General features: G+C 64.7%; 20 protein-coding genes. 16 read left to right on the forward strand and 4 right to left on the reverse strand.

The window, feature by feature from the left end:
• Positions 1-5: 5 nt before the first annotated feature.
• The 16 genes from PFZ56_RS18135 (at position 6) to PFZ56_RS18210 (ending at position 16,724) form a co-directional block, all read left to right on the forward strand.
• Positions 6-650, forward strand: coding sequence for a sulfotransferase (locus PFZ56_RS18135; protein WP_170004776.1), 645 nt, complete (start codon positions 6-8; stop codon positions 648-650).
• Positions 643-1,314, forward strand: coding sequence for an HAD-IA family hydrolase (locus PFZ56_RS18140; RefSeq protein ID WP_102879858.1), 672 nt, complete (start codon positions 643-645; stop codon positions 1,312-1,314). The genes PFZ56_RS18135 and PFZ56_RS18140 overlap by 8 nt, the downstream gene beginning before the upstream one ends.
• A complete protein-coding gene (locus PFZ56_RS18145) occupies positions 1,292-1,726 on the forward strand; it encodes a type II 3-dehydroquinate dehydratase (RefSeq protein WP_102864336.1) in 435 nt (144 codons plus the stop codon). The genes PFZ56_RS18140 and PFZ56_RS18145 overlap by 23 nt, the downstream gene beginning before the upstream one ends.
• Positions 1,719-2,030: a phosphopantetheine-binding protein gene (locus PFZ56_RS18150; RefSeq protein ID WP_162884136.1), complete on the forward strand. Its 312-nt coding sequence runs from the start codon at positions 1,719-1,721 to the stop codon at positions 2,028-2,030. The genes PFZ56_RS18145 and PFZ56_RS18150 overlap by 8 nt, the downstream gene beginning before the upstream one ends.
• An 8-nt stretch (positions 2,031-2,038) precedes the next feature.
• Positions 2,039-6,058: a non-ribosomal peptide synthetase gene (locus PFZ56_RS18155; protein WP_170004778.1), complete on the forward strand. Its 4,020-nt coding sequence runs from the start codon at positions 2,039-2,041 to the stop codon at positions 6,056-6,058.
• Positions 6,059-6,272: 214 nt separating this feature from the next.
• Positions 6,273-6,665 carry a VOC family protein gene (locus PFZ56_RS18160; RefSeq protein ID WP_102864339.1) on the forward strand — a complete coding sequence of 131 codons (393 nt, stop codon included), beginning with the start codon at positions 6,273-6,275 and terminating at the stop codon, positions 6,663-6,665.
• 42 nt (positions 6,666-6,707) lie between these two features.
• Entirely contained in the window at positions 6,708-7,061 is a 354-nt protein-coding gene (locus PFZ56_RS18165; protein WP_102879855.1) for a DUF1801 domain-containing protein, read from the forward strand.
• Positions 7,062-7,164: 103 nt separating this feature from the next.
• Entirely contained in the window at positions 7,165-7,905 is a 741-nt protein-coding gene (locus PFZ56_RS18170; protein WP_102864340.1) for a class I SAM-dependent methyltransferase, read from the forward strand.
• A gap of 24 nt (positions 7,906-7,929) precedes the next feature.
• Complete coding sequence (locus PFZ56_RS18175) at positions 7,930-8,550, forward strand: sugar O-acetyltransferase (RefSeq protein WP_102864341.1); 621 nt, start codon at positions 7,930-7,932, stop codon at positions 8,548-8,550.
• Between the two features lie 17 nt (positions 8,551-8,567).
• Complete coding sequence (cysC, locus tag PFZ56_RS18180; protein WP_110595800.1) at positions 8,568-9,191, forward strand: adenylyl-sulfate kinase; 624 nt, start codon at positions 8,568-8,570, stop codon at positions 9,189-9,191.
• Entirely contained in the window at positions 9,191-11,515 is a 2,325-nt protein-coding gene (locus PFZ56_RS18185; RefSeq protein WP_170004780.1) for an RND family transporter, read from the forward strand. The genes cysC and PFZ56_RS18185 overlap by 1 nt, the downstream gene beginning before the upstream one ends.
• A gap of 31 nt (positions 11,516-11,546) precedes the next feature.
• Positions 11,547-12,350, forward strand: a complete 804-nt coding sequence (locus PFZ56_RS18190; RefSeq protein WP_102864344.1) for an outer membrane lipoprotein-sorting protein — start codon at positions 11,547-11,549, stop codon at positions 12,348-12,350.
• Positions 12,347-13,558, forward strand: coding sequence for a hypothetical protein (locus tag PFZ56_RS18195; RefSeq protein WP_123573250.1), 1,212 nt, complete (start codon positions 12,347-12,349; stop codon positions 13,556-13,558). Before PFZ56_RS18190 ends, PFZ56_RS18195 begins: the two co-directional genes overlap by 4 nt.
• Before the next feature lie 54 nt (positions 13,559-13,612).
• A complete protein-coding gene (locus PFZ56_RS18200) occupies positions 13,613-14,782 on the forward strand; it encodes a hypothetical protein (RefSeq protein ID WP_110653501.1) in 1,170 nt (389 codons plus the stop codon).
• 84 nt (positions 14,783-14,866) lie between these two features.
• A complete protein-coding gene (locus PFZ56_RS18205; protein WP_162884138.1) occupies positions 14,867-15,973 on the forward strand; it encodes a bis-aminopropyl spermidine synthase family protein in 1,107 nt (368 codons plus the stop codon).
• Positions 15,963-16,724 carry a PIG-L deacetylase family protein gene (locus PFZ56_RS18210; RefSeq protein ID WP_170004784.1) on the forward strand — a complete coding sequence of 254 codons (762 nt, stop codon included), beginning with the start codon at positions 15,963-15,965 and terminating at the stop codon, positions 16,722-16,724. The genes PFZ56_RS18205 and PFZ56_RS18210 overlap by 11 nt, the downstream gene beginning before the upstream one ends.
• Here PFZ56_RS18210 and PFZ56_RS18215 read toward each other — a convergent pair.
• Genes PFZ56_RS18215 through PFZ56_RS18230 form a run of 4 tightly spaced genes read right to left on the reverse strand, consistent with a single transcriptional unit; the run spans position 16,664 to position 21,225 of the window.
• Positions 16,664-17,536, reverse strand: a complete 873-nt coding sequence (locus tag PFZ56_RS18215; protein WP_170004786.1) for a glycosyltransferase family 2 protein — start codon at positions 17,534-17,536, stop codon at positions 16,664-16,666. The genes PFZ56_RS18210 and PFZ56_RS18215 overlap by 61 nt on opposite strands.
• A complete protein-coding gene (locus tag PFZ56_RS18220; protein ID WP_102879846.1) occupies positions 17,536-18,915 on the reverse strand; it encodes an MATE family efflux transporter in 1,380 nt (459 codons plus the stop codon). Before PFZ56_RS18220 ends, PFZ56_RS18215 begins: the two co-directional genes overlap by 1 nt.
• A gap of 28 nt (positions 18,916-18,943) precedes the next feature.
• Positions 18,944-20,020, reverse strand: a complete 1,077-nt coding sequence (locus PFZ56_RS18225) for a Gfo/Idh/MocA family protein (protein WP_102879845.1) — start codon at positions 20,018-20,020, stop codon at positions 18,944-18,946.
• Positions 20,017-21,225: a DegT/DnrJ/EryC1/StrS aminotransferase family protein gene (locus PFZ56_RS18230; RefSeq protein ID WP_102864352.1), complete on the reverse strand. Its 1,209-nt coding sequence runs from the start codon at positions 21,223-21,225 to the stop codon at positions 20,017-20,019. Before PFZ56_RS18230 ends, PFZ56_RS18225 begins: the two co-directional genes overlap by 4 nt.
• Positions 21,226-21,408: the final 183 nt, after the last annotated feature.

Raw genomic sequence — 21,408 nt, forward strand, 5'->3', positions numbered from 1 at the left:
CTGGGATGCTTAAGCAATATGAATGCATGAATGTACCGGACTGCGTTGCTGGCGATGGCGGCTTCGTGTCCGTGGTCTCCGGGCTGCCGCGCAGCGGCACCTCGATGATGATGCGTGCCCTGGCCAGTGCCGGCCTGGCACCGCTGACTGACAACCTGCGCCAGGGCGATGAACGCAATCCCCATGGCTATTTCGAATGGGAAGCGGTCAAGTCCCGCGACGGCTACCTGGGGTGGATGGACCAGGCCCGCGGCCGTGCGGTCAAGCTGGTGTCGCGCTTTCTCCAGCACCTGCCAGCGACCCACGGGTATCGGGTGTTGTTCATGCACCGTGATATCGATGCGGTGATCCGTTCCCAGCGAGACATGGCCGAGCACCACAGCGGTCAGGTCTGGGGAGGGCAGGAGGTCGAGGAACTGGCGCGGCTGTATCGCGAGCATGTGGCCCAGGTGCTGGCATGGGTCCGTTCGCGGCCGAACATGCAACTGCTAGAACTGGATTATCAACGGGTGCTGCAAGACCCTGACGGCGAATTCACCCGGGTTGCGGCATTCCTCTCACCCTTGCCCCTGGCGGTGCAGTCGATGGCGGCCACGGTGGATCGAGGTCTGAATCATCAAGCGGCGATGGAGGCTGTGAGCCATGTCTGAATTGCCCATCCGTGCAGTCATCTTCGACCTCGACGGAACCTTGATCGACAGCAAGCAAGTGATTCGCGAGGCCTACCACGCGGCCCATGCCCAGGTGGTAGGGGCGGACGTCGAGCCACCACCGTTCAGCGAGTACTGCAAGCACCTGGGACGCAGCTTTGTGCAGATCATGAAGATCATGGGGCTGCCGGCGCAGATGCACCCGGTGTTCATGCGTGAAAGCAACGCGCGAATGCAGCGCATCCGCGTGTTCGAAGGCGTCGGGGGACTCTTGGCGAGCTTGCATGCCAGGGGCATTCCCATGGCGATCGCCACGGGCAAGGACCATGGGCGCACGGTGGCGATTCTCGAGTACCTGGGCCTGCTGAAGTATTTCTCCTGCATCGTCGGCAGCGACGACGTGGCCAATCCCAAGCCGGCGCCGGACATGGCCCGGATGATTGTCGAACAGTTGCATCTGGACCCGGCGAGCTGCCTGTTCGTGGGCGATGCCCTGGCTGACCTGCAGTGCGGCCAGGCGTCGGGCATGCAGACCGCGCTGGCGCTCTGGGATCATCCCGGCGAGGAGATCCGGCGCTATCCCAGCACCTATCAACTGACTGCGCCAGGCCAGATCCTGGCCTTGCTGGAGGTGGCTCGCCATGCCGACATTACTCCTGCTTAACGGCCCCAACCTGGGGCGCCTGGGGCTGCGCGAACCGCAGGTCTATGGCACCAAGACCCTGGACCAGATCACCGCTGAGGTCACCGCGGTCGCCGCCTCCCGTGGCTGGACGGTGCTGGCCCGACAAAGCAACCATGAGGGCGAGTTGATCGACTTCATCGAGAGCCAGCATCAGGCCGAGGCGATGATTATCAATCCGGGGGCGCTGATGATGTCCGGCTGGGCCCTGCGCGATGCCTTGCAGGACTACCCGGGGCGCTGGATGGAGGTGCACATTTCCAACCTGTTTGCCCGCGAGAGCTTCCGTCACAGTTCGTTGCTGGCGCCCCTGTGCCACGGCTTCATTGCCGGTCTGGGCACTGATGGCTATGCCCTGGCCGCCGCGGCACTGGTGGGAGCCCGCCATGTGTAGTGCAACGGCGGTACCGCTGCAGACTCAGGTGATGGACGACGTGCTGGGCCTCTGCGCCCGTTTGCTGAAGGTGGCGCAGGAGCAGTTGCATGCCGGGCAGAACTTCTTCGCCATCGGGGGCAGCTCGTTGCAGGCCCTGCAACTGTGTGCACTGCTCGAACAACTGCATCCGCAACTGTGCGGCGAGGACGGGATTGACCTGACCCTGATCGTCGGCACCGCGACCCTCGGCGAGTTTGTTGCCGCCGTGCTGCAGGGGGCGGCCGGCCGGCGTGCCGGGGCAATCTGCGAGGGCGAACTATGAGCCAGGCGATGGCGACATTGATCGAGCATTGGGAACAGCGCGGTGTGCATCTCTATGAAGATGGCGGGCGCCTGCGCTACTACTGCGGCGCAGACGGACTGCCTGAAGATATCCGCCATTTAGTGGGTCATGAGAGGAGTCGCCTGCTGGCGTACCTGGCCCCGACGGACCCACTGGCGTCTCACCTTGGCGGGCTGCGCCAGGCCTACTGGCTGGGTGAGCATTCGGCTTTCAGCCAGGGCAGTGCTGCCTATCTGCACCTGGTCTATGCCGGCGCGGTGCCCACGGCCGCGCAATTGCAAGCGGCATTGCCCCGCCTGCTGGCCTTGCACCCGATCCTGGCGTACACCCTGGACGCCCAGGCCCCGCGCTTCAAGCCGCTGGTCGCACCGCAACTGATGGTCGAGCAGCAGGTCGCTGCAGAGGGGACGGACCCACGGCGTTGCACGGCCCTGGCGGACAGCGCCATGCCGATTGCGCCGTTGACCGCGGAGCAGCCGCTGTTTCGCCTGGTGCTGGTGGCAGGTCCCCATGAGCGCTGTTTGCATGTGGTCTATCGGCTGGCGCTGTTCGATGCCCCGGCGGTGCAGATTTTTATCGGTGACTTGCTGGCACTGGTCGCCGGAGACAGTCCTCTGCAAGCGCAGGGCTATGCCCCGGCGCAAGTCGCGGCGTGGAGCCGGGCCCAACGCCTGGCGCGTTTCAAGGCCCGGCACTACTGGCTGCAAAAAATTCCCCAACTGGCTGCGGGTCCGGACCTGCCGCTGGCTCGGCGTCGGCAGGCGAGTGCAACACCGGCGCGCTTTATCGAGCATCGGGTGGTCCTGACGCCGGCGCTGCAGCAGGCGCTGAGTGCGGCGGCACGGCATCACCGGGTGTCGCTCAATGCGGTCCTGCTGACGGTGTATCTGCAGACCCTGGCACGCTGGTCGGGCAGGACCACGGTGACCTGCAGCGTCATGTACAGCACCCGGACGCTGCTGGGGCCGGAGTTCGCCCGCACCATCGGCAATTTCGCCGATACCCTGCTGCTCGATCTGCCATCCCAACCCCTGGCCTTTGCCGCCTGCGCCCAGCGGGTCCAGCAGGACCTGTACGGTGCGCTGCAGCATGCCGCCTACGATGGCGTGTCAGTGGTCCGCGAATGGATTCGCGAACACGACCAGCGTCTCGACAGCAGCGAGCCGCCGATGCCTTATGTGTTTTCCTCGTTGCTGGAAATGGACCTGCCGGCGCCACCGCTGCAACAGACCGATCACGCGATGATGACGCCGCAGATCTGGATCGACGCCCAGGCCTTCGCAAGCGAGGCGGGCCTGTGCCTGTCTTGGGACGAGCGCGAGGGCTTGTTCGAGCCCGGGCTTGTCGCCCAGGCCTTCGAGCATTTTCATGGCGCCCTGGAGCGCCTGGCCAACCAGCCGTCGACCTGGGAGCTGAGCGAGCTGGCCTTGCCTGAGTCACTGCTGGCCCGGGTCGATGCCTTCAATCACTGCACGCGGCCGCTGCCTCGGCAGGCTCTGCATCAGGGCCTGTCCAGGCAAGCGGCGCTGCGCCCGGATGCGCCGGCGCTGTTGAGCGCTGGCAGCAGTCTGAGTTTTGCCGAGCTGTTGCGCCTGGCCAGTCGTCTGGCCAGCCACCTGAATGAAAACGGCGTGGGGCCCAGTGACCATGTGGTGGTGCGCGGCAGTCGGGACAGCGCCAATGTGGTGGCGATCTACGCGGTACTGATGGCCGGGGCGACCTATGTTCCGGTGAGCAAGAGTTCCCCGGTGCGCCGGGTGCATTCGATCATCACCCAGGCAGCGGCCACCACGGTGCTGGGCGACGATGCTGCGGACATCGCGGCGGTGCTCGCATCGCCGGTGAACTGGTCGCTCGACTACCGGCACTGGCTGGCGTCGCCGGAGGCGCAGGGCGCCGCTATCGCACCGGCTTATCCGGCGGTGGACAGTTCCCTGGCCTACCTGATGTTCACCTCCGGCACCACGGGCACGCCCAAGGGGGTGGCGGTCAGCCATCGCGCCGCGTTCAATACCCTGCTGGACTGTCGCGAGCGCTTTGCCATCGACGCCCAGGACCGGCTGCTGGGGGTCAGTGAGTTCAGCTTCGACCTGTCGGTGTTCGACCTGTTCATGCCGGCATTGTGCGGCTGTGCGCTGATCCTGCCGGCCAATGGCGAGCGGGCCGAGCCCCAGGCCTGGCTCGACGCGGCACGGACCCATGGGGCGACTGTCTGGAACTCGGTCCCGGCGATCATGGAAATGGCCCTGGGCTACGCCAGGGCGGTGGGCCTGCCGGCGCCGGCGGCGAGTGTGCGCCTGTGGATGGCCAGCGGCGACTGGATCGCCCTGGGGTTGCCCGAGCGCCTGCGGGAGCTTACACCGGGCTCGCGCTTCGTGGCCCTGGGGGGCGCCACCGAGGCGGCCATCTGGTCCAACTGCTTCGAGGTCCAGCAAGTGCACCCCGAGTGGCCGAGCATTCCCTATGGCCGACCGCTGAGCAACCAGCGGTTCTACATTCTCGACGCGCTGGGCCGGCGTTGCCCGCCAGGGGTCAAGGGCATGCTGTACATCGCCGGCGACGGCCTGGCAGCGGGTTACATCCATGATCGGCAACGGACCGAGCAGGCCTTCTTCATCGAGCCCGGGTTGCAGCAGCGGGTCTACCGCACCGGTGACATGGGACGGCTGCGAATGGACGGGGAGATCGAGTTTCTCGGCCGCGAGGACTTGCAGGTCAAGCTCAATGGCATGCGTGTGGAACTGGCGGAGATCGATGCGGTGCTGGGACGCGCCCCCGGGGTTGAACAGGTGGCGGTGTGTGTAGACGCTGCCGGGGCCTTGTACGGGTTTTTCGTCGCCGGTCAGCCGGCACCCAGTGGCCCGCAGTTGCTGGCCTTCGCGGCGCAGTACCTCAATCCCTACATGCTGCCGGTGCAGTTGTTCGCGCTGGCGCAGATGCCGCTGAGCGCCAACGGCAAGGTGGATCGGGGGGCGCTGGTGGCCTTGCTGCCAGGGCTTTGCGAGCCCGGCGAGCCGGTGCAGGAGGTGGGCTTCTCGGCTCGGCAGGAACTGCTGCTGAGCTGCGTCCAGCGGGTGTTGCCGGCGGTACGTGGCGCGGCTGATTCATGGTTCGACATGGGCGCCTCGTCACTGCACGCGGTGCACATTCTGTTGGGGTTGAACACTGAGCTGGGGCTGGACCTGAGCCTGGCGGACATCTACGCCTATCCCTCGGTCAGTGCCTTGCTCGGGCATGTGCAGGGCACGGGCCGGCGGCACCGCAACCGGGTGGATTTCTGCGCCGGCAGCGGTGAGCCGCAACCCTTGCTGGTGCTGGTGCACCCGGTGGGCGGGGCGTTGTCGTGCTATTGGCCGATGATTCGTGCCACCCGCGAGGACTTCCAGGTGATTGGCCTGTGTGCCGACGCCGGCCAGCGTTTCGATACGCTTGAGGATCAGGCTCTGGAGTACCTGGAGCAATTGCAGGACAGCCTGCAGGCAGCACGTCCGGTGGTGCTGGCCGGTTGGTCGTTCGGTGGCGTGCTGGCGGTGGAAATGGCCCGCTTGCTCAGTGACCGCGGCCGTCAGCAACTGGCGCTGGTGACCCTCGATGCGGGCGCGCCGCTGGACAGCGTGGTGCAATTGCCGCCGAGCCTGTTGCAGCAACTGTTTCAGGACGACCTGGAGCATTGCGCCCAGATCCAGGCCACGGGCCAGGCGGTAGCCGAAGTCTGCGAGAGCGCCACCCAGGAACGCTTTGCCTTGTTCTGTCGGCACTACGCCGCCTTGCTCGATTATCGCTACCGAGCGCCGGCTTGCCCGACCTGGCACCTGCAGGCCAGCGTCGAGCAGCCTTCCAGCGGGCTGCGTCCCTTGGCCGGACAGGACCGGGACGCCCATTGCCTGACCCTGGCTGGTGACCACTACAGCATTCTTTCCGGGGCGGCCCTGGAGCAGATTTTGCTGAGCCTGGCGGCGGCGGTGCGCGAAGTCAGCGCGGCGGATGACCGCCAGGCAGGGACATGAACGCTGGTGAACACAGGCGTGCGCGCCCAGTGGCCACCCCGGCAGGCGGCTCACTAGTGGCTGCGGGCCATGATGTGGAGTGTCTGAAAGTGCTGTTCCAGGCTGATTCTGCACTGGCGGATCGCCCCGCTAACCGGGAAAATTCGCCTCGGCTCCAAGGCTGCCACCCAGGCGCCAGGAGCCTCATAAACAGGGTAATTAAAGGAGTGACACTGTGAAGTTTGGATACACGATTGTTTATGTTCCCGATGTTGAAGCCTCGATCCGTTTCTTCGAGGACGCCTTCGGTTTCTCCCGTCGTTTCCTCGACGAGTCCGGTGATTACGGTGAACTCGACAGTGGCGCCACGACCCTGGCCTTCGCCAGCCGCGGCCTGGCGGACTCCAATTGTGAAGGCGGCTACCAGTTCTGCAGCCCTCAGCACAAACCTCTGGGCATCGAGATCGCCCTGGTCACCGATGATGTGCCCAAGGCCCATGCCAAGGCCCTGGCCGCCGGCGCCACCGAGCACGCCGCCATTCAGCACAAGCCTTGGGGGCAGGTGGTTTCCTATGTGCGTTGCCCGGCCGGAACCCTGGTCGAGTTGTGCACTCCGGTGGGCCAGTGAGCACCGGGCTTGAGGTTGCGGGCTGCCAGGGAGTACGCGGTCATGGTTAAAACCGAAGATGCGGTCCTGGCGTTGCTCGAGGACATCGGCAGCACCCACGGAGCCTTGCTGGACATCGTCCAGCGTGTGCGCCAGGTGGTGGAGGAAACCTGCGGCGGCGTCGCGGAAATGGTCAAGTACGGGGGCATCATGTTTTCCCGTGCAGCGCCGTTCTGCGGGGTCTATGCCTATACCGACCATGTATCGGTGGAGTTTGGTCAGGGCTATCTGTTCGACGACCCGCACGGGGTGCTCGAAGGCTCTGGAAAGTTTCGCAGGCATATCAAGTTGTTTGCTGTATCGGATGTTCAAAAGAAGCATCTTGCTGATTATGTAAGGCAAGCAATCACTCAATAGTCTTTTGAACTGAACACCTAACTAACGGTTGTTTCCTGCGGGGGATCATATCCCCCGCACGGGACCTTATTGCCCTGAAAAAACCACAGAGTGGAATGAGCACATGAACGATGCCAGCACTTACGGCGAAACCCTGGCCGATATCTATGACGACCTGTACGGCGAGGCTCCGGCCAATGCCATCGAGGTTCTGGTGGCAATGGCCGGCACCCGCGAGCCGGTGCTGGAGCTGGGGATCGGCACCGGGCGTTTCGCCTTGCCGATGCATGCACGCGGTGTGCAGGTGCATGGCGTCGATGCATCACCGTCGATGCTGGAGAAGCTGCGAGCCAAGCCCGGTGCGGCCGGCATTCCCCTGACCGAGGCGGATTTCGCCACCCTGGAAGGGGTCGGGGGCGGTCCGTTCAGCCTGGCCTTCTGCACCTTCAGTTCATTGTTCCTGCTGCTGTCCCAGGCCGCCCAGGTCAGTTGCTTCAAGGCCACCAGCGCCTTGCTCAAGGACCATGGACGCCTGGTGATCGAGACCTTTTATCCGGACCTGTCGCGCTACGGCAAGGACCAGCCGGTCTATGTCGGCGGCCTGGAGCGCAACGAAGTGCTGCTGGAAGCTTCGCGCCTGGATGCCGTCGCGCAGCGGGTCAGCTGCCGCTTTATCCGCATGCAGGAGCAAGGGGTGAAAGTGATTCCGGTGGAGCTGCGCTATGCCTGGCCGGCGGAACTGGACCTGATGGCCGAGCTGGCGGGCATGCGCCTGGTGCAGCGCTGGTCAAGTTGGGACAAGACGCCTTTCGTCGAGGGCTCGTTCAAGCATATATCGACCTATGAAAAGTTGCCCCAGGCCTGACTTTCCAGAACTTCGGAGTTGGACATGGACGTTTCTCAATCACCACGCATTGTGATCGACGAAAGTCGTTCGGCCCGCGAGTTGATGCTCGCGGGAGAGTGGTTCTGTACGCCTGATCTGGAACTTGCGCGCATGCGTTTTCGCTCCCAGGCATTGCAACGACGCTTTAACGATTGCTCTGTTCTGGCGTTCAAGGAACAGCAGGCCCTGCTGGCGAAGTTACTCAAGCGAGTGGGCCTGAACAGTTGGATAGAACCCAACTTTTATTGTGATTACGGGGTGCATATCGAGATTGGCGATGAGGTGTTTATCAACATGAACTGCACCTTTCTGGACGCAAACCGGATCCTCATCGGCGATCGCACCTACCTCTCGCCCGGCGTACAGCTGATGACCACCGCCCACCCCCTGGACCCCCGGGCACGTACGGTGCGCATCGACGCTCGCCTCAAGTGCGTGCAGCGGGCGGCACCGATTGTGCTGGGCAACGATGTGTGGATCGGCGCGGGGGCGGTGCTGTTGGGCGGGGTGGAGGTCGGCGATGGCAGCGTCATCGGCGCCGGCAGCGTGGTGACACGCTCGATCCCGGCCGGGGTACTGGCGGCAGGTAATCCCTGCCGAATCATCCGCTCGGTGTACGAGTGAACCTACTGGATCTGTTTATGAGAGACGTGACAGTGAATATCGATGACACAGGCAAGGGCCACACCGGCGCTATCGCCTCCCTCGGCGAGGCGGCCGGCCGGTTCGTCCATGGACCGTTGTGTGTGTGGTTCACCGGCCTTTCGGGGGCCGGCAAGTCGACCCTGGCCAGGGCCCTGGAAGCGCGGCTCGGGCAGTTGGGCGCACGAGTGCGGGTCTTGGATGGCGACGACCTGCGTGGCGGGTTGAACAGCGATCTGAAATTCAGCGCCGCCGACCGCAAGGAGAATATCCGACGCCTGGGGGAGGTTGCCCGGCTGTTCTACGACAGTGGCTACATCGTCCTGGTCAGTGCGATTTCGCCATTCATTGAAGACCGCGAGCGGGCGCGGGCGTTGTTTGCCGCGCCGTCGTTCATCGAGGTGCACGTCGCCACTGCTCTGGCCTTGTGCGAAGCGCGCGACCCCAAGGGCCTGTATGCCAGGGCCCGCAGTGGCCTGTTGCCGGAGTTCACCGGGATTGACAGTGCCTACCAGCCGCCGACGGCCTGCGAGTGCCTGATCGAGACGGCAGGGCGCAGTGTCGACGACGGCGTCGGGCAGTTGCTGGAAGTCATTGGGCGCATCGGTGGAGGACAGCATTGATGGCCACTTCGACCTTCGAGCGCGTGCTCAAGCGTTACCGTTTCTGGCTGTTTGCCCTGGTGCTGGCGCTGGTCGCGGGGTTGTCCTGGGGGATGACCTCGATCCGCTTCGCCGCCGACTACCGGGCGTTTTTTCCCGAGGGCGAAAAAACCGTCGAGCAACTGGACGCCTTGCACCGGCAGTTTGGCAAGTCCGACACCCTGCTGTTCGTGATCAAGAACCCCAAGGGCACGGTGTTTACCCGGGAGTACCTAGAGCAGTTGCATGAGCTGACGCAACAGGCCTGGCACATTCCCCACGCTTATCGGGTGGACTCGGTAACCAACTTCCAGCATGTGTTCGCCGAAGGCGACACGGTGCATGTCGAGGCCCTGGTACGCGAGCCCACGGACCTGACGCCGTCCCACATCGAGTTGATGGAGCGCCTGGGACGCAATGACATCGAACTGGTCAAGCGCCTGGTGTCCAGCGATGGCCAGACGCTGGGGGTGCTGGTCACCCTGCAGTTTCCGCCACAGACCCTGGATGCGGCGCTGGCCGCCACCGCCGAAGGCCAGCGCCTGCTGGATGACTTTGCCCGCAAGAACCCGCAACTGCAGGTGCACCTGACCGGGCTGGCGGCCGTGGAGGCGGCCTATCCGGCAGCGGCGCAGCAAGACATGGCGGTGCTCACGCCGTTGATGTACCTGATCATTCTGCTGGTGAGCGTGCTGATGCTGCGCAGTCTTGGCGCCCTGCTGGTGGTGCTGATCGCCATCAGCATGGCCACCGCCGCGACCCTGGGCGCCAGCGGCTGGCTGGGCTTTGAGGCGACGGCCTTGACCGGCCTGCTGCCGACCATTGTTCTGGCGACCTCGGTGGCGGAAATCATGCACGTGCTGTCCGCCGCGCGGCAGATGAGCGCTGAGTATGGCCAGCGCCGGGTGGACCTGGCCTGCGCGGCGATCAAGGACACCATCAAGCCGATTGCCATTGGCACGGCGACCAATGCCGTGGGTTTCTATAGCCTGGTGTTCGCCGCGTCGCCGCCCTACAAGGAGTTCGGGGTGCTGGCGGCCATCGGTGCGGTCATGGCGTTGCTGGTGACCATTTCGGTGGCCGCGGTGCTGATCCCGCTGCTGCGGCTCAAGCCGCTTGAGGGGGCCGCCAGCCGGCGCTATTCGCTGTACATGGAGCCGTTGTTGCGCTACCCGAAGCTTTGGCTGCTGGGGTTTGTGGTGCTGTTCGTGCTGGCAATCGAGCCGGCGCGCAACAACCTGATCAATGACCGGATCGTGGAGAACTTCGACACCAGCATCCCGGTGCGCAACGCCACCGAGTTCGCCATGGACAACCTGTCCGGGATCTATCGCCTGGAATATGTCGCCACCTCGGCCAGGGGCGATATTTCCGATCCGGGCTTTCTCGTCGAACTGGACCGTTTCGCCCAGTGGCTCAGGATTCAGCCGGAAGTCGATTCGGTCACCACCCTCGGTGATGCCCTGAAGAAGCTCAACCAGACCATGAACGGCGGGCAGGCCGCGGAATACCGCTTGCCCAGCGACCCGGCGTTGGCCGCACAGATGCTGCTGGTGTACGAAATGTCGCTGCCGTTCGGCCTCGACCTGGGCAGCCAGATCAACATCGACAAGTCGGCCACGCGCCTGGTGGTGACCCTGAGCCGGCTCGACACCCAGCAGATCCGCGACATCAAGCAGCGGGCCGATGACTGGTGGCAGACCCATGCCGATCGTGCGGCGCTGGTGCCGAGCCTGGGCACCGGCGAGGCGGTGGTGTTTGCCAACCTCACGCACATCAGCATCGAGTACATGGTCAATGGCCTGCTGTTCGAACTGGTGACCATCACCCTGATGGTCGCGCTGTTCCTGCGCAACGCCGGCCTGGGGCTGATCAGCATCCTGCCCAACGTCTTTCCGTTCTTCATCATGTTCGGCCTCTGGGGCCTGTGGCGCGGTGAGATCAATACCGCGGCGATCAATGTCTGCGTGGTGGTCTACGGCCTGATCGTCGAGGCCACGATCCACATCATGAGCCACTACAAGGAGCTGCGCCTGGTGCAGGGCCACCCGCCACGAGAGGCACTGCGCCTGACCTACCAGCATGTGCTGCCGTCGGTGTTCGCCAATGCGGTGATTCTCGCCTCGGGCTTCATGGTGATGACCTTGTCGCCGTTTTCGATGAACGCCGATTTCGGCCTGCTGGCGGTCATCGCGATTTTCCTCGGACTGATCTTCGACGCTCTGTGCCTGCCCCTGGTGCTGCTGACCTTTGACCGCTTCCTGTGGGGCCGCGCCGCCACGCGACTGGCCACGCGCGAAGCCTGAACCCGACCCGTATTCAGAGAAGGAATCGACAATGAACTGCAATGCCGTATCGAGCGTCTGCCTGTCACTCTGCGCACTGCTGTACCAGGGGACATCGCTGGCCAGCCCGGAGCAGGAACTGGGGCAGCAATACGCCCATCACTGGCGCGACAGTGACCTGGGCTACCAGGACACCAGTGCCAGAATCCGCTTGACCCTGGTGGAGAAGGAGGGCGCCAGCACCGACCGCTTCATGCGCATGAACAGCTTCGAAACCGCCAGCACGGCGGTGGGCGACAAGGTGCTGCTGACCTTCGAGGCCCCGGAGAACATCAAGAATTCCCGGGTGCTGATCCACTCCAAGATCAAGGAAGGCGATCAGGTCTGGCTGTACCTGCCGGCCCTCAAGCGGGTCAAACGGGTGGCGGCGGCCGACCGTTCCGGGTCGTTCTCGGGCAGCGAGTTTTCCTACGAGGACATTGGCTCAATGGAAGTCGGCAACTACGACTACCAATGGTTGCGCGACGAACCCTGCGGCGACTTCCAGTGCGCGGTGGTCAAGCAGGTGCCGCTGTATCCGTATTCGGGCTATTCGTCGATCTGGGTCTGGTACAACAAGACCGACTACCGGCAGATGAAGACCGAGTACTACGACCGCAAGGGCAGCAAGTTCAAGACCCTGACCCTGGGTGACTACCAGTTGTTCCTGGGGCGCTACTGGCGTGCCCTGAACATGACCATGGTCAATCACATCACCGGTCGGCAAACCGTGCTGGTCAGTTCCGACGTGCAGTTTCGCACCGGCATCCGGGAGGACGCTTTTGAACCTGCAAGGCTTGGAAACCTGACGCAATGAATCCAGGCAAGGTCCACCGCAGGCTCCAGGCGTTGATGCTGGGGCTGTGCTGGAGCGTCACCCAGGTGCAGGCCGAGGCGGAGCAGGGGTTGTCGGCGAAGATCGCGCTCAAGCGCTACTTCTTCAGCTCATCGCCGGCCGAGGGCGTTGACGATGGGCAGCTGTCCGGCACCGCGCAACTGGGCCTGGACTACCAGTACCTGCAGAGCTGGGACAGCCTGCGCCTGCGCCTGGTGGTCAACCCGCGCTACCTGGAGAGCGGGTCCGGGGACCCGCGGCCGAGTTTCTATTGGGATGAGCTGTTCGTGCTCCTCGAGCAGGACAACCGTGAGCTGAAAGTGGGGCGGATCAAGGAGCATTGGGGCGTCATGGAGACCCGCCAACTGGTGGATGTGATCAACACCTACGACAACCTCGACGGTCTGCAACCGGAAGAAAAGCTCTCGCAGAAAGCCATCAAGCTGGGCAGCACCCTGGGGCCTGGGCATCTGAGCCTGTACCTGCTCGACGGCTTCGAACCGGTGCAGTTCTACAGCGAGCCGGCGCGGTTTGCCGCTTACCGGGTCCAGCCAGCGGCCGAGTACATCCACGGTGCCGATCCGGATTCCCTGGATCTGGCGGCGCGTTATTTCGTCTCGGTGGCCGACCTGGACATCGGCCTGAGCTACTTCAAGGGCACCAATCGGTCGCCGGCATTGCGCGCCGAAGGTGACAGCCTGGTGGCCCAGTACACCGAGGTCACGCAATGGGGGCTGGATGCGATCTGGGTCAGGGAACAATGGTTGTACAAGCTCGAGGCCCTGGATCAGCGGGTTAGCGACAATGCCTACAGCTCGCGCAAGCTGTCGGTGGGGCTCGAATACGCGATTACCCGGGCCTGGCGCGATGCCGACCTGAGCCTGATCGGTGAATACCACCACGACCGTGACCAGCCCCTGGCCCCGGTGAGCATCTTTGATCGCAAGTTCCTGTTGGGGGCGCGTCTGGAACTCAACGATGCCCATTTGTCCTCGGTGTTCCTGGGCTACACCGCGCAGGCGTCCGATCTGCGCAACAACATGCTCAGCGCCTCCCTCGACCTGGGGCTCAGCGATGCAGTGCGGGCCGGTGTCAGCGCGGCGCTGATCAACAGCTCCGCGAGCGACGTGGTCTGGGATGCGCTGGCCAGCGATTCCCACGTGGCGTTGGAGCTTTCCTATTCATTCTGATCGTACCGGCGCACGCCGGGCCGATCCCATGCAATTGCTTAAAGGGATAACGCCATGGATACCTTGCTACAGATCATCGGATTCGGGCCCGCGGCCCTGGGTCTGTTCATTACTGCAGATCGCAATGGCCGTTTGCAGCAATTGCTCGACTGCGGGTTGCAGGTGCATGAGCGCAGTGCCTCCCTGGAGCAGTGGGATGGCCTGGGCTACGAAATCGAAGCCAATTCGCCGATTGCCGATTTCCTTGGCGGCATTCGCCGCGACGGGGTGTTTGCCCAGTGCCTGGATCAACCCCAGGTACAACGCTGGTTGCAGGTTCCGGAGCAGGTAGTGCCCCTGGTGCAGGTCTCGGCGTTTCTGCGTCAACTGGCGCAGGTGATCATCGAGCGCTGTCAGGCTCACCCCAGGGCGGCGATCCATTTTGCCCACGGGGTCGAGGACGTCCGATGCGAGGCGGATGGCTTCACGGTCAGTGGTGGCTGGGGTAACAGTTCCAGCCGTTACCTGGTGCTGGCTTGTGGCGCCCGGGTGCGTGAGCTGCAACCGCAGGAGGCGATGCCGGCCACTTCGGTGCTGTGCTCCGACCGGGTGCTGCGGGGGCGGGTTGACCCGATCCTGCGCCAGACCCTGGAGCAAGGGCGGCCAGTGGTGGTGCTGGGGGGCAGTCATAGCGCCTTTTCCGTGGTCGGCTACCTGCTTGAGCGTTTCACCGGACTGCTCGGCCTGGGGTCGATCCAGGTCCTGTGCCGTCGCCGCCCGGCATTGTGGGCGGCCTCGACCCGGGTTGCCGCGCCATTGGGGGCCCAGGACCGGGTGGATGAGGACAGTGGCGAGGTCAACCGCTTCTGCGGCTTGCGCGGCGCCGCCCAGGACACCCTGCTGCAGATCGAGGCTGGCGCGCGCGCCAGTGTCGTCTTGCACATCGGCTCCACCGATCCGCAACCCTGGCTCGCCCGCGGTGCGCTGTTGATCAATGCCACCGGTTACCGACCCCGATTGCCCGGGCTGCTGGATGCCCAGGGCCGTCAACTGCGCCTGGACCAGCGCGACGGCAACCTGTGCAAGCACCCGCAGAGCCACGAACTGACGGTGGGCGGCCAAGCGGTGCGCGGGTTGTTCGGCACCGGGCTGGGGTTTTCCGACCGGCGCGGCGCGACCCTGGAAGTCGGGGTCAACTTCTTTCACGGCCGTTGTGCCGGGAACATTCTGCACGCCGTGCTCTGACGGCATCTCACTTCAACCAGGCATACAGGAGGCTGCATGCGCACACTCGCGGCAACTCGATCGGATCTACAGACAGGACTGGCGATGCTGCCCAGCGCTTTACCCGCGGACCCCGCCGCACTGGACGACCTGCTGTCCAAACTCGCCACCCCCCAACGGGTCTATCAATTGCTGTCGTCGCGCCTGACGGTGCGCCAGGTGCTCTGGTGCCTGGCGCAACTGCTGGCCGAGGGACAGCTGCGCGTGGTGCCGGGAGGCTCGCCGCAGCGCTTTGTCCGGGAGGGGCCGGATGAGACTCCGCTGCCGGGCTGCGGCCTGCATCTGGTGGGCGACGACAGCCTGCGCCTGAACCCGCATTTTCGCGAGATCCTCACCGATCTCATCAGTGACAAGCAGAGCCAGTACAGCCAGTCCGTCGAGACCTACGAAACCTTGATCCGTCGTTACAAGATCATGCAGAGCCTGGGCGACTTGAATCACGAGGCGCTGTTGCTGTTGGGGGATGACGCGTTGTTCTCGCTGTTCCTCGCGGTACATGGTTATCGCCGACGGATCGTCGTGGCGGACATCGACCCGCAGTTGCTGGCGACCATTGCCCGGGTCGCGGCGCAGCAGGGTTTCAATAACATCGAGGTGGTTCAGTACGATGTCTTCCAGCCCTTGCCCCAGAGCCTGGTCGGGCAGTTCGACTGCTTTGCGGTCAATGGTTTCAAGGACCTGGGAGGCTTGCTGATGTTCGTCTGTCGCGCCTTGCAGGCACTCAAGGCGCCACCGGCCATGCGCAGCGGCTACCTCAACTTCGGCAGTCACGATGTGCTGTCAGTGGAGCAGGTCAGGCAGGAAGTCGAGATGCATCAGGCGCTGCTGCGCTTTGGTCTGTACCTGGACTACTGCGTGCCCTGTCCCGAAACCCATGTGTGCAGTGCCTTCGAGGAAGCCTTCAGCGCCAGCGCGCAACGCCTGGCCGAGGTGCCGCCGGTGTTGCGGGTGCAGGCGTGCGAGCGTGAACTGCAGGCGCTGTACCAGGCCTTTTCCCACCTGTCCTGGGTGCAGATGCGCAACTTCCCGGACATCCAGCTCTCGCCCCTGAAGATGGGCCGCTGCCGGGTGGTGGAGCGCAATGACCGGGAGATCTCCCGGTTCCTGCGCTTGGGCCAGTTGTACGCAGGCAGCACCGCCAATGCCCAGTGAGGCCGGCAATGGCCGGGTGGTGGTGCTGTCGCCGCACCCGGACGATGGGGTCTGGTCCCTGGGCAGCGGCCTGGCACGCTGGGCGCCGCGGCAGGAGATTGAGCTGTTGAGCCTGTTTGCCGGCGACGCCCCGGCGGGGCTGACCCGGGCCCGTGCGCCGGAGCAGCGCTGGCGCTGTTTTTCCACGCCCGGGCAACGTCGCGCCGAGGATCGGCGTGCCGCCGCAGTCCTCGGCTACGGCTGTTCGAACCTGGAGGCAGCGGATGGTGCATTGCGTCTGGATCAGGGCGGAGGTTTTGCGCATGCCAGCCTGCAGTCGCTGTTCCTGGACAGCGCCCCGGGCTCCTGGCCAGCCCCGGAGGCTGCCCTGGTGGCTGCGCTGCAAGGTTTTCTACGGCCGCAGGATGTGGTCTGCGCGCCGCTGGCCATCGGGGGGCATGTCGACCATTGCCTGACCCATCGCCTGGCCCGCGAGCTGCCTAACCGGGTGTATTTCTACAGTGAGTTTCCCTATGCCGAGCAGTTGTCGCAGCAGGCGCTGCAGGGGCATGTGCGGGCCTTGGGCCTGCAGCTGCAAGCCCGGGATATTGCCTGTTCCTGGCCGGCGTGGCGCGAGGCGGCGCTGTGCTACCGCTCCCAGGTGCTGATGCTGTTCGCCGGTCAGGGCCGTTTTCTCCAGGCCCTGCAGCGTCACTGCCGCGTACAGGGGGACACGGCGTTCTGCCGGATCTGGTCGACCCGGGCGATGTAGCGCTGCACCGAGCCGGTGGGCGAGAGCAGTTCGTCCAGGGCCAGGGCCTCGGCGATTGGTGCCTGGGCCTGGAACAGTTGCAGGTTATGCCGATGGTCCTCCCAGCGCTGGGGATTGTGATGGGACATGTGGTAACCGCAGGCGCGGGGTTCCAGGCTCAGCCTGACCCCGGCCCGCCACAAGCGGTAGCCCAGGTCCAGGTCTTCCATGCCCCAGCGTCGGCCATAGGACGCATCGAACCCGCCTACTTGGCGCCAGGCGCTGCGCGACAGGGAGATGTTCGCCCCGGCACTGGCCAGCCATGGCCACTGGCTGGCCCGTGGATGTTCTGCGGCCTGCTCCAGCGGATTGGCCAGGGTCCGCGCGCTCTGTGGTGTCCAGCGCCCGGCCAGCAAGTCTTCCACCAGGATCGGTGGGCAGCCGACGGTGCCCAGGGCCGGATCGCTCACCGGACCCAGGGCAATCAGTTCCCGCAGCCGGCCGTGTACCAGGCCGCCGTGTGCCTGCTGGGCCAGCAGGTGGGCCTCGAAGAAACCGTCCTGGACCAGGATGTCATCGTCGAGAAACAGCAGGATCTCACCCCTGGCGACACTGGCCCCAAGATTCCTCGCCGCTGCGCGCCCCAGGCCCGGCGAGCTGAGCAGCCGTACGTCCGGCAAGGATTCGACCAGGGCCAGTACGGCGGGCTGGGCGCCGTCGGCGACGATCACGGTCTCGAATTCACAGCGTGCCTGTTGGCGCTGCAGGCTGGCCAGGGTCAGGCGCAGGCGCTCGGCCTTGGCATGCACCGGAATGATCACGGAGAGCTGCATCAGGCACCTTCGTCGCGCAAGTCGCTGGCAGGGCCAGCCTGGCCGGGCTGGTGGTTCAGTTGGTGGTGGCGCTGGGTCATGAGCACCGCAGCGATCAGGTTGCCGATCAGCATGGCTTCCACCAGACCATTGAGGCCGCGCTGCCAGTGCAGGGTCAGCAGCCAGCCCAGGGGCACCATCAGCAGCAGGTAGGCAATGGCATGGATCAGGGTGGGGGCCATGGCGTCTTCGCGTCCGCGCAGGGCATTGGACATGATTCCCTGCCAGGCATCGAAGGGCAGCGCCAGGGCCAGTAGCAGCATGCTCGGCAGGGCCACGGCCAGCAGTTGCGAGTCATGGCTGTATTGCGCCAGCAACGGTTCCGGCAGGGCCGCCAGGACCAGGGCGCAGAGGGTGCTCAGGGACACCCCCAGCAGCAGCCCGGCGCGGGTCGACAGCTTGATGTCCGGCAGGTCGCGGTTGCCGTGGGCCATGCCCACCTGGATCGAGGTGGCAAAGCCGACCCCCATGGGAATCATGAACAGGATCGAGCGGATATTGACCAGCACCGCGCAGGCGGCGGCAATTAACGGCGAGGCCACTGCGGCCATGACCGCGATGAGCATGAAGGCCAGGGCTTCGATGCCGAAGCTCAAGCCGCCGCCGTAACCGATGCGGCGCTGCATCTGCCATTGCGGCCAGGCCCAGCGAAAACGCTGGTTGATCGCGAAATCGTCACGGTCAGCCATGATCCGGTGCACATACAGCACGATCGCCAGTGCCATCAACAGCCGGACAATGGTGGTGCACCAGGCTGAGCCCAGGGCGCCCATTTCCGGCAGGCCGAACTCGCCGTAGACCATGGCGTAGCACAGCACTGCGTTGACCAGGTTGCCGCCCAGGATGACCAGGGTGGCGGGCATGGGGCGAGAGATGCCTTCGAGGAAAAACGAGTAGGCGATGTAGATCAGGATCGCCGGCAACCCCAGCGCCACGATGACCATCAGTTCGGCAATGGCCGCGGCCAGCTCCGCCTGCACCCCGAACCGCGCGAGCAAGGGCAGACTGGCGACACTGGCCAGGGCGCAGGCCAGCCCGAGACCGAGGGCCTGGACCACTCCGCGCTGGGCGGCCAGGCCGGCGGCGCGCGGGTCCTGCTGGCCGATGGCGATCGAGCCCATGACCAGGATGCCGAACAGCAAACCGGCGGCAATCAGCATGTAGGTGTCGGCAATCGCGTGGGTGATGGAGATCGCCGCCAGCGACTCGGTGGCATAGCGCCCGACCATGATGGTGTCCACCAGGGACAGCAACAGGAAGCCGATGCGCGACACGACGATCGGCCCCGAGAGTTTGGAGAGTTGCAGCAACTTGTCTTTGAGCGGTGTGGAACTGGCCATGGGAGTGGCTCCTGGCTGCGGCGCCCGGTCAGTGACCTGGCCGGGCGGTGCAAGATGGCGTGAGATGGGGGTAGAGGGCGGACATCGCCGAGGCCAGCGAGCGCAGCTTGCGGTACTCGTGTTCGCGGGTCTGCGCACAAGTGCCCAGGCTGGCGATGCGGCTGCCGAGGAAGTCCCGGTAGGGCGCGAGGTTGTCCTCGGCGGCGAAGGCCAGAGAGGTCTGGGTGCCGTCCACGGTCAGGGTCAGGCTCGGCTGTTGGATGCGGTTCTGGCTGAAGCCGAAGGTGGTGCGCAAACACAGCTCACCAGCGCTGCCGTACAGGGTGATACGGGTTTCATCGTGCTCCTGGTGGCTGGCCCAGGCAGTACTCATGCGCACCAGCGTGCCGCCCCGGGCCTGCAGGCAACTGAATGACTGCGACTCGACTTCGATCGCGCCTCCCGGGCCCTGGTCGCCACGCCAGGTGGCCTGCTGTTGAGCTTCATCGGCGGTCGCCGGCACATGGTTGCACAAGGCCGCGTCGATCAACGGATAGTCCAGTGCATGCAGAGCCACCTCCAGCAGGTGCCAGCCCAGGTCCGCGCCCGAGCCGGCCAGGGCCTGGCTGGCCTGGGTGAACCAGGAGCCCGGGCGCGGCACCCCACGGCGCCGACGCCAGCTGACATCGATGCAGTGCAGTGTGCCCAGCGCGCCCCGGGCCGCGGCCATGGCGCGAACGTCGCTGCGGTGGGCCGCCGCGGCGCTGACCAGGAGTTCGGCACCGGTTTCACGGCTGCAGCGGATCAACTGTTCGGCATCCGCGGAGGACAGGCAGGCGGGTTTTTCCAGGATCACGTGCAATCCCTGGCCCATGGCCCTCAAGGCCTGCTGCACGTGATGCACGTTGGGCGAGCAGATCAGGGCCAGATTGCAATTGTGCAACGCCTGGTCACTCATGCAGCGATGCCAGCGCGGGCCAGGCGACATGGCAGGGAAGGCCGTACTCGCATCGGTCTGTGGATCGATCACCGAGACAATGTGCGCATTGTGTTGCACCAGCAGTGGTGCCCAGACATTGCGCACCACCCAGCCGGCTCCGACGAGGGCTATACGGGGCTCGATCATCGTTCGCCGGCCAGATGCTGGTGGACCTTGGCGATGGCCGTGGCGATGTCCAGGGTGTCCTGTTCGTTGCCGAGCAGGGCGCGGTGATGGATCCAGATACCTCGTTGTGCCATGTGCTCGGTCACCGGACAGGAGGCGATGCATTGGGCCAGGTCCTGCCGGGTCGGTGCCGGAGCCTGCCAGAAGCTGGGAATGCGGTACAGCGCCTGGTAGGAGCGGAACGCCGGGATGCCTTCGGCCACCAGGCAGTCCACCACCCGGTTGCGATCCAGCGCGCGCTGGCCCGGGAGGTCGTTGAGGGTGAACAGGAACATGTAATAGGGATGGGTGTGGGCATCTTGGGTGCGCACCTGTGCGGTGACCAGTCCCTGGCGGGCCAGGGTGTCACTCAGGAGCCGGGCATTGTGCTGGCGCACGCGGGTCTGTTGCTCCAGGCGTGAAAGCTGGACACCAAGCACCGCGGCGCTGAACTCGCTCAACCGGGCATTGGTGCCGACCACGGTGTGCTGATAGCTGCGATCACCCAGCGGACGCCCGCAATTGCCATACAGGAAGACCTTCTCGCGCAGCTCTTCGTTGGGGCACAGGACCAGGCCGCCTTCACCGGCGGTCATCAGCTTGAAGTTCTGGAAACTGAAGCAGGCCAGGGAGCCATACTCGCCGATCCCGGTATCTGCGTAGCCCCGCGCGCCGTGGGCATGGGCGGCGTCCTGGATGATCACCAGCCGATGCTGGTCGGCGATTCTCGACAGGCTGAGCATGTCGCACATGTGCCCAGCCATGTGTACTGGAATGATGGCTCGGGTGCGGGGGCCGATGTTCGCCAGCACGGCGGCCGGGTCGATGCACAGCGTGTCGGGCAGTACATCCACGGCAATCGCGGTGGCACCGATACGCTGGCAGGCCATCGAGGTGGAGATGAAGGTGAACGCCGGCACTATGACCTCGTCACCGGCACCGATGCCTGCGGCTTGCAGGGCGATTTCGATCGCCACTGTGCCGTTGCTCACCGCAAAGGCCGAATGGGCACCGTGCATCTGCGCGAAGGCCTGTTCGAAGTCCAGGTTTTCGCAGCCTTGCATGCGCCACCACTGGCCCTGGTGCAGGCTGCGCAGCAGAGCGCTTTCCTCTTCGGCGCCAAACTGTGGCCAGCCGGGATAAGGGGTTTGTCGAACAGGGGTACCGCCATCAATAGCCAGGGTCATACATCCATTCCCTTGGAAAGGTTGATAAATAAACAGGCAAGCAGATGTTTACCGGGATGTTTTGGAAGAAGTCCCGGTGTTTAAAGTGTCTTTCCTGAAGTTGTAGTTGGGCTGCCAAATGTGTCGCGCTATAGATTTTGTAGTTCGTGGGTGGTGCTTCCCTAGTTGTTATTTTCAGAGTCG

This window comes from Pseudomonas danubii (genome assembly GCF_042980055.1).
Taxonomy (GTDB): Bacteria; Pseudomonadota; Gammaproteobacteria; order Pseudomonadales; family Pseudomonadaceae; genus Aquipseudomonas; species Aquipseudomonas danubii.